11 protein-coding genes are annotated in these 11994 nt (G+C 47.4%); 5 read left to right on the top strand and 6 right to left on the bottom strand.

Annotated elements, in window-relative coordinates; translation table 11 throughout:
* Positions 1-7: 7 nt before the first annotated feature.
* The 4 genes from VR7878_RS08605 to lptM are packed head-to-tail and all read right to left on the bottom strand — an operon-like array spanning position 8 to position 2980.
* A complete protein-coding gene (locus tag VR7878_RS08605; RefSeq protein WP_077335258.1) occupies positions 8-694 on the bottom strand; it encodes a DUF484 family protein in 687 nt (228 codons plus the stop codon).
* 43 nt (positions 695-737) lie between these two features.
* Positions 738-1568: a diaminopimelate epimerase gene (gene dapF, locus VR7878_RS08600; protein ID WP_077335256.1), complete on the bottom strand. Its 831-nt coding sequence runs from the start codon at positions 1566-1568 to the stop codon at positions 738-740.
* 8 nt (positions 1569-1576) lie between these two features.
* Entirely contained in the window at positions 1577-2830 is a 1254-nt protein-coding gene (gene lysA, locus VR7878_RS08595) for a diaminopimelate decarboxylase (protein WP_077335254.1), read from the bottom strand.
* Positions 2831-2860: 30 nt separating this feature from the next.
* Positions 2861-2980, bottom strand: a complete 120-nt coding sequence (gene lptM, locus VR7878_RS08590) for an LPS translocon maturation chaperone LptM (RefSeq protein WP_072959588.1) — start codon at positions 2978-2980, stop codon at positions 2861-2863.
* Positions 2981-3056: 76 nt separating this feature from the next.
* Between lptM and cyaY the strand changes: the two genes are divergently transcribed.
* Positions 3057-3371: an iron donor protein CyaY gene (gene cyaY, locus VR7878_RS08585; RefSeq protein WP_077335252.1), complete on the top strand. Its 315-nt coding sequence runs from the start codon at positions 3057-3059 to the stop codon at positions 3369-3371.
* Between the two features lie 129 nt (positions 3372-3500).
* Here the strand turns inward: cyaY and VR7878_RS08580 are convergent, their stop codons facing one another.
* A complete protein-coding gene (locus tag VR7878_RS08580; protein ID WP_077335250.1) occupies positions 3501-6035 on the bottom strand; it encodes a class I adenylate cyclase in 2535 nt (844 codons plus the stop codon).
* 406 nt (positions 6036-6441) lie between these two features.
* Between VR7878_RS08580 and hemC the strand changes: the two genes are divergently transcribed.
* The 4 genes from hemC to VR7878_RS08560 are packed head-to-tail and all read left to right on the top strand — an operon-like array spanning position 6442 to position 10470.
* Complete coding sequence (gene hemC, locus VR7878_RS08575; protein ID WP_077335248.1) at positions 6442-7380, top strand: hydroxymethylbilane synthase; 939 nt, start codon at positions 6442-6444, stop codon at positions 7378-7380.
* Between the two features lie 2 nt (positions 7381-7382).
* Entirely contained in the window at positions 7383-8135 is a 753-nt protein-coding gene (locus tag VR7878_RS08570; RefSeq protein WP_077335246.1) for a uroporphyrinogen-III synthase, read from the top strand.
* Positions 8132-9286 (top strand): uroporphyrinogen-III C-methyltransferase, encoded by a 1155-nt coding sequence (locus tag VR7878_RS08565; protein WP_077335244.1) that lies wholly within the window; start codon positions 8132-8134, stop codon positions 9284-9286. The genes VR7878_RS08570 and VR7878_RS08565 overlap by 4 nt, the downstream gene beginning before the upstream one ends.
* A complete protein-coding gene (locus tag VR7878_RS08560) occupies positions 9286-10470 on the top strand; it encodes a heme biosynthesis HemY N-terminal domain-containing protein (RefSeq protein ID WP_077335242.1) in 1185 nt (394 codons plus the stop codon). Before VR7878_RS08565 ends, VR7878_RS08560 begins: the two co-directional genes overlap by 1 nt.
* 115 nt (positions 10471-10585) lie before the next feature.
* Here the strand turns inward: VR7878_RS08560 and hemN are convergent, their stop codons facing one another.
* Complete coding sequence (gene hemN / locus VR7878_RS08555) at positions 10586-11971, bottom strand: oxygen-independent coproporphyrinogen III oxidase (protein ID WP_077335240.1); 1386 nt, start codon at positions 11969-11971, stop codon at positions 10586-10588.
* Positions 11972-11994 lie beyond the last annotated feature (23 nt).

Genomic DNA, 11994 nt, shown 5'->3' with positions numbered 1-11994 from the left:
ACTCGTATCATACCCGTTTCCATGGCAGAACATGTAATAAATGGGTCAGCACCTCAGCCAGATAACGTAAGAACAATGTATCCATACTCGGCTGGAAGTGACCGCCATCTTCACTGGAAAAGGCAAGGATCCCATGTGTGTCTTTCCCCCGAACCGCCATTACAACATAAGAACCGAATTCCGGCGCCCCCGAGTGCTCACCGAACAAGCCATCGCGATCCGCTTTTCTCATTCTGCCTAAATAAGCAAGGTTTCCATTAAAGTTATTGGTTGTAAAACGCTGCCAATAAGCCGCATCCAAAGCGTATTGTGTCGGTGCTCCGGACAAACGGATATGCGCTTTCAGCGATAATTGCTCTGCTTTGCGTTCAATCGCCTCAATCACCTGACTTAAATCATCACACCGAAACATCTGTTCCTGTAAATCCATAAATGCATGTAGCGTGCGATCATTACTGGCCGCTAAAGACATCAAGGCGGTAATTTCTTCTTCCAGCTCTTCGATCCGGTGTCTCTGCCGGTTCAACTGCACGTGAACCAGAGAAACCGCGCCAAGTTGCTGGTGTGGTAGTGCCAGCCGATCAACCAGTGCCGGACGATTCATAAAGAAATCAGGATGATTCTGCAGATAATCAGCCACCACTTCGGCGGTTAACACATCATTTTCATTAATTTCAGTTTCAGTGTTTGACACAACAACCCTTTCTAACCATGTTCTTCATTTATTTCAGCGGCTTTCAGCACGCAATCTGACCATCAAAAATATGTGTAGCTGGCCCGGTCATATAGAGGGGATGTCCCGGTCCCTTCCAGCAGATTTTCAGCAATCCGCCCGGTAAATGCACGGTGACGTCCTCTGCCAGTTGCTCCTGAATAATCCCGACAGCAACCGCAGCACACGCACCACTGCCACAAGCCTGCGTTTCACCCGCCCCGCGTTCATAAACCCGTAACCGGATTTCATTCGGGCTCACCACCTGCATAAAGCCGGCATTGACACGTTCGGGAAAACGCTCATGAGACTCCAGCAACGGACCAAGATGATCGACATCCGCAGTATCGACATCATCCACCGTGGTCACCACATGAGGATTACCCATGCTCACAGCGCCACAGAATAGTGTCTGTTCAGCAATGCGTAAAATATAGGTCTTTTCAGACTGTTTTGCCTTGAACGGGATTTTGGCGGGTTCAAATTCAGGCACCCCCATATTCACGGTAATCTGATTATCGTCTTCGACACTCAGGATCATCTTCCCTTTTTTGGTGCTGACATGAATGCTGTATTTATTGGTCAAACCTTTGAGTCGCACAAAACGCGCAAAACAACGCGCACCGTTACCACACTGTTCAACTTCGCTGCCATCGGCATTGAAGATCCGATAGTGAAAATCCGTTTCCGGATCATAAGGCGCTTCCACCAATAATAGTTGGTCAAAACCAACCCCCGTGTGCCGATCCGCCAAGCGACGGATCAACTCCGGTGAGAAGAAAATATTCTGGGTAATGCAGTCAACGACCATAAAATCATTACCCAAACCGTGCATTTTAGAAAAATGAAAATGCATAGGTTTTTTTACTCCGGTAAAACACTTTCCAAAGCCCACAAACTACTGAGTGGCTCGCGCTGACGTACCAGATGAACCTGTTCTCCATCAACCATGACCTCAGCGGCGCGTGAACGCGTATTATAGTTTGATGACATCGCAAACCCGTAAGCCCCTGCCGAGCGAACAGCCAGAAGATCACCTTCCTCAAGCATAAGTTCACGATCTTTACCGATAAAGTCACCAGTTTCGCACACCGGCCCGACTAAATCGTAAACCTGTGCTTTTCCTTCTCGCGGTGCAACGGGAACAATCTTCTGCCATGCCTGATACAAAGCAGGACGCATAAGATCATTCATTGCTGCATCAATAATCGCAAAATTCTTATACTCGGTGTGCTTGAGAAACTCGACCTTCGTCAGTAGAACCCCGGCATTCGCGGCAATCGCTCGTCCCGGTTCAAACACCAGCTCTAAATCTTGATGATTTTCCAGACGTGAGAGTAAGGCTTTGGCATATTCTGCCGGCTGTGGGGGTGTTTCAGCATGATAGACAACGCCCAAGCCACCGCCGACATCTAAGTGGCGAATGTTAATGCCTTCCGCTTTGAGTTCATCAATCAGCGCCAAGAGACGGTCTGTTGCATCAATGAAAGGCTCAATTTGAGTCAACTGAGAGCCGATATGGCAATCAATGCCATGAACATCGAGATGCTCCAACTGGTGAGCTAAACGGTAAACTTCACGGGCGCGGTCAAAGGCAATGCCGAATTTATTGTCACGCAAGCCGGTCGAAATATAAGGGTGCGTTTTGGCATCGACATCCGGGTTAATCCGCAGAGATACCGGTGCTTTGACACCCAGCGATTGAGCCACACGATTTAAACGGTGTAACTCGGATTCAGATTCAACATTGAAGCACTTAATCTGTAATTCAAGTGCCCGTTTCATCTCAGCTTCGGTTTTACCCACGCCGGAAAACACAATTTTACCGGGGTTTCCGCCAGCCGCTAAAACGCGCTCCAGCTCACCTCCGGATACGATATCAAACCCAGAGCCAAGTCGCGCCAAAACACTCAAAACCCCTAAATTAGAGTTCGCTTTCACGGCATAACAAACCAGATGTGGATGTGCGCCAACAGCCTGATCAAACGCATTCCAGTGGCGTTCTAGCGTCGCTTTTGAATAAACGTACAGTGGTGTGCCATAGTCCTTTGCCAGTTCTGCGAGACGAACCTCTTCAGCCCATAGCTGTCCATCGTTCTGGTAATTAAAATAATCCAAAATATTTTCCTAATTATCAATGACTAAGGATTAAGGTTGTGATTGGTTTTGCGGTGTATTGTCCTGAGGCATATACAACGGCCCTGTCTGTCCACAACCTGCCAACGCTAACACGCACAGCACTAAAAGTGCAGTAAACTTTTTATTCATTTTGCATATATCGTGATTATTCATTCAATGCCCCCTATAATCGCACCAGATTCAGGAAAAGCAATAGGATGTGAGGATGAACGATACTGAATTCCACCAACTTGTTGATCAGATGCTAGAACAAATTGAGCAAATGATTGATGACTCAGGCGCTGATATTGACTACGAGACAACTGGCAACGTCATGACACTGGATTTTGAAGATCGCAGTCAGATCGTCATTAATCGTCAGGAACCCATGCATGAAATCTGGCTGGCGTCCAAATCCGGCGGATTTCACTTTCAATATACCGATCAACAATGGATCTGCTCTAAAACGGGGCTGGAACTTATCGCTTTGCTCCGTCAGGAATGTGAGAAACATGCCGGAGAGTCGATTGATTGGGATTGATTGATACCTGCATAGCTGTCACATCAATTAACATCAGAGTCCTGCAGCTATTTCAGCTCTCGGGACTCTGAGCAATATCAGCTTCAGACATAAAAAGACAAAGAGAAAAGCGCGTACAACCGATAACCTTCAGGCGTTCACTGCCTTGGTCGGTGCAGCCCCTGAAGACGCATCACTGCGGTAAGGAATGATATAATTACTGCCGTCATCAGCGTAAATCACCTGATAATACTGCGGCAGATTGAAGTTAATCAGTTTTGATGCCACGTTGTTTTCGTCCAGCATCGATGTATAAAAACCATTCAGACTGGAAATCATCTCATCTTTACTGCCACTAAATTGATGGTAGACCTCAACACGATTCGATTCATCGAGAACATAGATATTAAAGCCGGTATCGCTATCTTCGAAGAAAAACTGGATGAGCCCTTCACTGGCAAAACCATCAATCGCTTCAGGTAAGTGATAATCCTGCTCCCGATCGATCATCATCAATGGCGAACCTTTGAGTTTGTTGGTCGAGATGCTGCGATAAAAATCGACTGAATTTTCCAATCGCTGAACAGAAACGCCCCGTCGTTCAAAAAACAGCCCGTACATTTGACGACCGACACGCAACGCTTTAAAACGACGCCGCTTTTCCTGCTCAATTTCAACAGGCTTTAAACGTAGATCGATACATTCAGCCAACAGTTGATAAATGGCATTGCGGATCAATCCCCGTAAATTTTTGCTGTAGCAAAACACATCGACAGATTCTGGCGGTAACGCGTCCTGATGCATCTTGCACAATACTGTTTTCAGGGCATCAAGAATGGCACCTTCACCTTCAAAGTGGAGTGTTCTGACTTCATGCCATGAATTGCGGTAAACCAAATCAATACTCCCGACCAGACAACGCTGTTCCGGCCCGAAGCTCAAGATATCAACCGTTTTTAAATCCACCCGGAGTGACTTTCCCGATACGGCATAGGTCGGATCTTGTTCAAAGTTGATGAACATCGCTAACTGACTGATTTCACATGGGCTGGCAAGTGCGTGCATTGTTGGCCGACGCTTATGCAGCGAGAACGTATTGCGTAAATCACCGACCATCTGATAAAACTTATCAATATCGATCTGAGCATCCTGAACCACCGCGTGAAGTCTCGTCGATTCAGTAATCAGCCCATTAAAGAACGCCCACGCCACTAATTTACTCAAATACTCATGATGTTCCAGATAATGCTGCCCCATCATCCGACGCGGGACTAACGGTTGTTTGTAAACATACCACCCGGCAGGATTACTACGGTTTTGCTGCACTTCAATAAAAGTCAGATCAGGCTCATGCAAATCGGGAGAAATCTGTGGATTCAGTAACGTGACCTTGCCCGGAAGAATTTCAAAAGCAGCGTATAGTTTACGGGAAAGGATCGAAATATCCTGAGGACTGATGGAAGAAGTAATGTCATTACGCCGGGCAAACTGAATTAAATTGCGGTAACTCTGCATTAACGCATCCAGCAACCCCGTGTGCATGAAAGCGACTTGCTCAACTTTCCAGTTACGTCGGTTATCCAGCTCAGCAATGATACCTGTCGACCACTGCCATATTTGAGTCAATTCTTCCAGTACCATGCGCCGCCACGGGACAGACCCGGCACCGGGTTCGCGGGACAATTTCTCATGGGTTTTCAGATAAAAACAACGCCGGACCAAATCCAATCGGGGCTGGTCATTAATCCGTTCTAAATAACGGGTAACTTTTTCCAGCATCAGGTAGTAAGCATCCATCCCATACAGGTCTGGCTCATGGGTAAAAAAGCGTCGTTTGGTATCGATACTTAAGAGTTGCGTATGCGGATATTCCCAAGAGTATGCTTCGAGTAAGATCGCTTTCAGTACCGACTTATACGGTGAATCGATACTTTTATACAGCTGCCATAAACTGGCGCCGAAATATTCTTCAGCCGGAATATGATTGAGTCTGCCAAAATCAAACCATTCGCAACAGTTGATATAAGAATTACTACATAAATGGCTGACATATTCGTCATAACACTCTTCCATCTCCGGTGGCACGATTTGCCACAAAAGACGTTTCCCGGCGATTCGTACCGCAGAACGGTAAAATTCATCCAGTAACAAAAGATGCTGCGAAGAGCCACAGTTTTCACCGGTCATTTCATCGGACTGCTGGCACCGGAAACGCTGCTCATCCATGATAAAAAAGTTGGCTTCAACACCTTGCGTTTTTGCCCAGTCAGTCAACAACAAGCACTTATTGGCCAGTTTTTCCCGACGGGCAGCACTCATCAGTGAAGAGACACATACCCAGATATCCAGATCGCTGGAGGTACTTTGCCCGATCGATGAGGTACTCCCCATGGTGTACAGACCCTGAATTTCAGGCTCACTTGAAATCGGGAGCGATTGCCCCAATGCTAATTCAGTATCATGGATAAACTGCTGTTGTGCGTCATCCGCCTCAAAACCCCAGACACCGAACGGCACGTCTTGATCGTAATAACCGGGAATTAATGGATGGTTGAACTGAAAAAATGCAGGAATCAGATGAAAAACACGACGACTTTGTAAATCCATTAACGCCAACGCACGTTCGGTGCGCTGCCGATTCAGATTATCTAATCTTTTGATTAAAGTCTCGGTGTATGTCTGCAAGGGGAATATCCTTGGTTGGCTCAAAACTCAACGAACTGATTGCCCTTTGTGCAAAATCGCCGTCAAAACGTGATCAATTTAACACTTTATCTATCGATGGTAAAGATATCTCTCCCGGATCCCCCGTACCGGTAAATCCAGAAAATTTTAGGCAACTTATCGTTGATACATATCTCACTCATATTATCGAACAATCATAGCTCAAAGTATAAACAAGAGCTACATCACATATTTTAAATTAGACTATGGTCGTATATCTCAAAATTTACAAGTTTTCCTATGCATTTTTTCATTAAGACGCATCGCTGTGCCATGCGCTATTTTTCAACCGGTTAGGTGAACTTGGGGATCGAAAAGAACAATGATAGGATGTGATCTATCATTTTCCCTGACCAACTCATAACCTATGACTGATTCATCTCCGATTCGTATTGCTACCCGTAAAAGTCCGCTCGCCCTTTGGCAGGCCCATTATGTCAAGGATGCGCTTCAGGCTGCTCATCCGGGGTTGGCCGTCGAACTGGTCACGATGGTGACGAAGGGCGATGTGATTCTGGACACGCCATTGGCGAAAGTCGGCGGCAAAGGACTGTTTGTCAAAGAGCTTGAAACCGCGATGCTCGAAGGCCGGGCTGATCTTGCGGTTCATTCAATGAAAGATGTCCCGGTTGAATTTCCACAAGGGTTAGGGCTTGTGACAATCTGTGAACGCGGCGATCCGCGTGATGCGTTTGTTTCTAACCATTATGCTGCTTTCGATGAACTGCCTGAAGGCGCTATCGTCGGGACGTGCAGTTTAAGACGCCAATGTCAGTTAAAAGAAACCCGACCCGATATTGTGATCAAAGATCTCCGTGGCAATGTCGGCACACGACTCGGCAAACTCGATGCCGGAGAATACGATGCGATAATTCTTGCTGCCGCGGGTCTGAAACGCCTCAATCTTGAAAGCAGAATCCGTAGCTATCTGACACCGGAGCAATCGCTGCCGGCTGTCGGTCAGGGTGCCGTGGGGATTGAATGCCGTTTAGATGACACACGATTAATCGAGTTATTAAAACCATTGAGCCATCAGGACACCACCGATCGCGTGCTCAGTGAACGCGCGATGAATACCACTCTTCAGGGCGGTTGTCAGGTTCCCATCGGTAGTTACGCACTGCTGGAAAATGACCAAATCTGGCTGCGGGCGCTGGTCGGAGAACCGGACGGCAGCCAAATCATTCGCGGGGAGATCAAAGGGCACCGCAAAGATGCGCAACAGTTGGGAGAAACACTCGCCCATCAACTTCTACAGCAAGGCGCCCGAGAAATACTCACCCGCCTTTACCATGAGCATGACTGATCATGTCGGTGCTGGTGACCCGCCCCGGTAAACCGGGAGAAGCACTCTGCCATCAACTTCAGGCCGCTGGTATTGAAGCGGCCCATCATCCTTTAATTGATTTTCATGCCGGTTCGGAACTTGTTCAACTGCCGCATCGGCTGGCACAGTGTGATCTGGTCATCGCCGTCAGCCAGCAAGCCGTCCTTTATAGTCAGGAATATCTCAACCAACATGGTCTTTCATGGCCGTCTGATATCCGATATCTTGCCATCGGTCAAAAAACCGCACAGCTTCTAAGTAATTTTACCCAACAGACGGTAAACTATCCCGCAGTGAGCGACAGTGAAAATTTCCTCTCTCTCCCCGAGCTTAACGCCCCCACAGGGTTACGCGTTGAGATTCTGAGAGGAAATGGCGGCCGGGATTTAATCGCCCAACAGCTAAAATCGCAGGGAGCATTGGTCAATTATTGCGAAGTTTATCAACGCGAAATGCTCCCTTTTAATGCCCGGGTTGCAGTTTCCGCTTGGCAAAAGGCAGCGGTAAACAGCATTATCATTACCAGTGAACAACAACTGCGGTTTTTCGTGACACAGATTGCTGAATACGATGCGCCATGGTTATTGGATCAAACATTTTATGTCCCCAGTGAACGGATTGCACATGATGCACGTTCATTGGGCATCAAACATATCATTGCTGTGGGTAGTGCCAGCAATTCAGACTTAGTGGCCGCAGTTCTGGCCGGGAAGAATGACAGGAATCATGAATGACTGATACAAAAAAAGCCGTTACCCCAACCTCAGAAGATCAGCAAAAATCAGCCACATCTTCTTCTGCATCCGCATCTAAGCCCGAAGCAACACCATCTGGTGCCAAAGCAAAGCAAAAAACACCAGCAGCACCGGGGGCAAGACTCAGTAAAATTGCCATCGTGCTAACATTGCTCACCGGGGGCGGGATTGCCGCCTATGTTCAACAAACCATGCATGGCTATCAGGAACAAATCAAACAACTTCAGCAACAACTGAGCCAATCGGTGAGCCAAGTTGAAACCCAAGTGACTCAGCTCAACCAAGACATCGATAAAAAAACGGCAACCGTCATCAATCAGGTTGATACGAATCTGGATCAACAGCAAAAGAGTATTGATAGCCTGCAACGTGCGCTTGCTGATATCAAAGGACGTCGCCCCAATGACTGGCTGTTGGCTGAATCTGATTATCTGGTCAAGCTTGCCGGACGAAAACTATTTCTCGAACACGATGTCCTGACAGCAACTCACCTGATGGAAAGTGCCGATGAACGCATTGCTGCACTCAATGACCCGAGTCTGGTCACACTGCGTCAGGCAATGGCCAATGACATCACCACATTGAAATCTCTGCCGCTGATCGATAAAGATGGGTTGGTACTGCGCCTCACCAGTCTCGAACAACTCATCGATAAACTGCCACTGGCGAACGCGATTCTTCCTGATGCGCCACAAGAGCAAAAACCACAGGTCAGTGAAGACATCAGCCACTGGCAGGATAACCTGCTTACCTCTCTGAAGAGTTTCGCCGAGCAATTCATCACATTCAGAACCCGCGATGGTAACGTCATTCCGTTACTGTCTCCGGAACAGGATTTCTACCTGAGAGAAAATCTGAAAGCCAAACTCGAGACAGCTATCAGAGCCGTCTATGACGAAAATCAGGAGATCTATACCACAGCTTTAACCACAGCCAATCAATGGTCGGTCTCGTTCTTGAACCCTGACAATAATCAGGTGAAACAGTTTAACCAAGCCACCCAATCCCTGAGTCAGAAGAAAATTACCATTCAATATCCGGTGAAGCTGGAATCACAGCAACCGCTGACGGATCTCATTCATGAGCGGTTACGTAAACAAGTCTCCGGTTTGATGAAGGAGGAAGAGTGATGATTCGCACCATTTTTCTCTTCGTAGTTCTCGGTATCGGGTTATACGTCGGTACCCAGTATTCCGGACAGCAAGGATACGTTCTGATCTCAATTGCGAATAAAACCATTGAGATGAGTGTTACCACGCTGATCCTGCTGGTGATCGCTTTACTGGCCGCACTGTTCGCCGTTGAGTTTTTGATCAAAAAAGCCTTGCATATCAGTAGCAGCACCTGGAACTGGTTTGGTTCTCGAAAACTGAAGCAGTCTCGCCGGGATACCAACGAAGGCATTGTAAAACTCATCGAGGGAGACTGGAAACAGGCCGAAAAGAAAGTCACCCGGCTGGCAAAAAATCACGATATGCCGCTGCTGTGCTATCTCATTGCTTCTGAGGCTGCGCTCGAACAAGGCAATCAGGAGAAACGGGATCACTACCTGTCTCTTGCCGCCAAACAAGAAAATTCAACGCTGGCCGTCGAACTCACCAAAGCAAGACAGTACACAAAAGAACAGCGTTATCAGGATGCACTTAACGTGTTGAGTGAACTGGCTATCCAGCACCCGGACAACCCTGTGGTCGTCAGTCTGTTGAAGACAGCCTATTATCAGCTCCGGCAATGGCAACCGCTACAAGGCCTGTTTCCACAGCTCAGAAAGCTCAAATTAGCCGGAGAAGAAGAAATCAACCGTCTGGAAATCGAATCACGCAGCCATCTCATGGAACAGGCTGCAACCATCCGGGGGAAAGAGACGCTCACCGAGTATTGGAAAGATCTGCCTAAGCGTCTGAAAAACACTCCGGAACTGCTCGTATGCTATGTGCAGTTGCTGCTGCAATATCAAGGTGACGAAGAAGCATTTTCGCTCCTGAAAGAACACATTAAGAAGCATCCGAACTCAAACAGCTACCCACTGTTGCCTGAACTCAAACTGGAGAGCCGCCAGCCGGTGATCAAACTGTTACATGATGTGATTCGTAAAGATGAGCAACATGCAGAAGCGCACAGTGCACTCGGACAGCTCTATTTTCAGGAAGAGAAATTCCCATTGGCTCAGGGGCATCTGGAAAAAGCACTAAAAATCAGAAACAGTATCTCTGACTACCAGCTGCTTGCTCAGGTTCTGGAGCAGCAAGATATGTCTCAGGCAGCACACCATGTCAGTAAGAAAGCCCTCTCACTGATTGAGCCGACATCTTAGCTACCTTCCTGTTACGCCAAACCAGAACCTAAAAAGCCAGCATCTGCTGGCTTTGTTGTACCGGGACATCAGCCCGGAATGCGGTATACAAACGCAACGGGCGTAACACAAAAAATCATATCACCCGGGAAAACTGCTGCTGCCTCGCCCTTTCGCGCAGGTAACGATCAAAGCACATACAGATATTACGAATCAGTAAGCGCCCCTTTGGTGTCACCGTCAATTGCTTATCACTGACTAAAACCAGCTCATCTGCGATGAAATGTTCCAGTAGCGCTAAGTCTGGCTGGAAATACCGATCAAAGTCGAGCTGATGGGTGCGCTCGATCTGAGCCTTATCGAGGGTAAAGTTACACATCAATTGCTTAATCACATCCCGGCGGGCTAAGTCATCTTTATCCAACGCCACCCCTTTCCATAACGCATGACGCTGATGTTCCACTTGATGATAGTATTTTTTCAGCTCTTTGTGGTTCTGTGCATAAGCATCACCGACCATCGATATCGCAGACACCCCGAAACCAATCAGATCACAATCACCATAGGTGGTATACCCCTGAAAATTACGATGGAGACAACCTTCTCTTTGCGCAACTGCGAGATCATCTTCGGGCAGGGCAAAATGATCCATGCCGATAAACTGATAACCCGCCCCGGTCAGCATATCGATAGTCATCTGTAAGATGGCCATTTTTTCTTGTGTTGTCGGCAGAAAATCTTCTTTGATTTTCCGCTGTGCGGCAAACAGTTGCGGCATATGTGCGTAATTAAAAATGGACAACCGCCCCGGTTTCATTTCCAGAACACGGTTCAAAGTCCGGGCAAATGAAGCAGGGGTCTGCTTGGGCAAGCCATAAATCAGGTCAAGGTTGGTTGAACGGAATCCTAATTCCCGGGCTCGTTCTGCTAACGCGAAGATAAACGTTTCATCCTGAATCCGGTTGATCAACAGCTGAACTTCTTTGTTGAAATCCTGAACCCCGATACTTAAACGGTTAAAACCTTCTTGATAGAGATGATCCAGAATATCCAGTTGTATCTCGCGCGGATCGACTTCAATACTGATTTCTGCTTCAGGCTCAAAATCAAACTCCTGTCTGATCAGTGTCATCAAACGGGTAATTTGGGGAGCCGTCAGAAATGTCGGAGTCCCGCCACCGAAGTGAAGCTGCACCACACGACGACCCGCTAACAAGGATGCACGCTGGCGAATCTCAAGCTCCAGCATATCCAGATACTCATCCGCTTTATGGGAATGACGGGTGACAACCTTGTTACAACCACAGTAGTAACACAGCTTATGGCAGAAAGGGATATGGATATAAAGAGAAAGCGGACGGTCGGGATACTGGGCACAAGCCATATCAAAGTCCGCAATCGTAAATGCTTCATGGAATTCGACGGCTGTCGGATAAGAGGTATAGCGAGGCCCGGAGTAATTATATTTATCCAACATTGCCTGATCCCAGACAACCTGCTGACGAGATACCTGCTGAAACATATTTATCTTTCCGAATGCGTCGA

The sequence above is a fragment of the Vibrio ruber DSM 16370 genome, assembly GCF_900163965.1.
Lineage (GTDB): Bacteria > Pseudomonadota > Gammaproteobacteria > Enterobacterales > Vibrionaceae > Vibrio > Vibrio ruber.
The sequence above is the reverse complement of the archived record's forward strand: the minus strand, read 5'-3'. Positions and strand labels throughout refer to the sequence as shown.